A 1,168-nucleotide genomic window follows, 5' to 3' on the forward strand; every position below is an offset into this window, starting at 1 on the left:
GGAGATCTGTATAAGAGACAGGCCCCGATCTCACCCTTCCACCGGTGACCGGCCTGCGGATCACCTGGATGGGACACGCCACCGTGCTGGTCGAGATCGACGGGCTGCGGGTGCTCTTCGACCCCGTCTGGGGCACGCGCTGCTCGCCGGTCGGCTTCGCCGGTCCGCGTCGTCTCCACCCCGTCCCCCTCCCGCTGGGGGACGTCGGCCCGGTCGACGCCGTGGTGATCTCCCATGATCACTACGACCACCTGGATCTGCCCACGATCCGCGCGCTCGTCGGCACCCGCACCCGCTTCTGCGTCCCGCTCGGAGTGGGAGCCCACCTCGAGCGCTGGGGGGTGCCGACCGACCGGATCGACGAACTCGACTGGTACGAGTCGACGCGCGTCAAGGACGTGGAATTCACCGCGACCCCGGCTCAGCACTGCTGCGGACGCGGAGTGCGCCGTCGGGCGCTGTCGCTGTGGGCCTCCTGGGTCGTCGCGGGACCCGAGCACCGCGTCCACCACACGGGGGACACCGGGTACTTCACCGGCTTCGCGCGAATCGGTCAGCGGTACGGCCCCTTCGACCTCTCCATGATCCAGATCGGGGCATACAGCCGGTTGTGGCCGGACATCCACATGACCCCCGAGGAGGGGGTGCGTGCCCACCGGGACCTGCGCGGCGGGGTGCTGATGCCCATTCACTGGGCCACCTTCGACCTGGCCCCCCACCCGTGGGAGGAGCCGGCCGAACGCGTCCTGCGCGCGGCTGCCGAACACGACATCCCCCTGGCCGTTCCCCGCCCGGGGGAGGTGTTCGAGCCGGGGGTACCCCTCGGTGGCCTGCCGGCCGACACCTGGTGGCGGGAGTGCGCCCGCGGCCCCGCGCCGACCCCGACCCGGCGGACCCCGGAACCCGCGGCGGACGCGACGGAGAAGCCCGTCGTGGTCGACCCCGTGGTCGAAAGGACCGGGGACCCCCGGGGGCCGGCCGCTCCCACCGGGACCGTCTGACGGGCGAGCCGTCGGGCCCGCCCGACCCACCGATCCTTCCGGGTATCCCGGGCCGTCCGGGTGGACGGCCCGGTCCCCGGCCGAGTCGACCGCCCGGGTGCGTGTGGCGGGGGTGGAACGTCGACCGGCGGCCCCGGCACGGTACGGGGAACGGGTCGATCCCCACC

General features: G+C 73.4%; 1 pseudogene. It reads left to right on the forward strand.

Features of this window, described 5'->3' with window-relative positions:
- Positions 1 to 26 precede the first annotated feature (26 nt).
- A pseudogene (locus FNQ90_RS24015) lies at positions 27 to 1,001 on the forward strand (MBL fold metallo-hydrolase); the annotation flags it as partial.
- Positions 1,002 to 1,168: the final 167 nt, after the last annotated feature.

Origin of the sequence: Streptomyces alkaliphilus (genome assembly GCF_014141535.1) — a bacterium.
In the GTDB taxonomy this organism is placed as follows: domain Bacteria; phylum Actinomycetota; class Actinomycetes; order Streptomycetales; family Streptomycetaceae; genus Streptomyces; species Streptomyces alkaliphilus.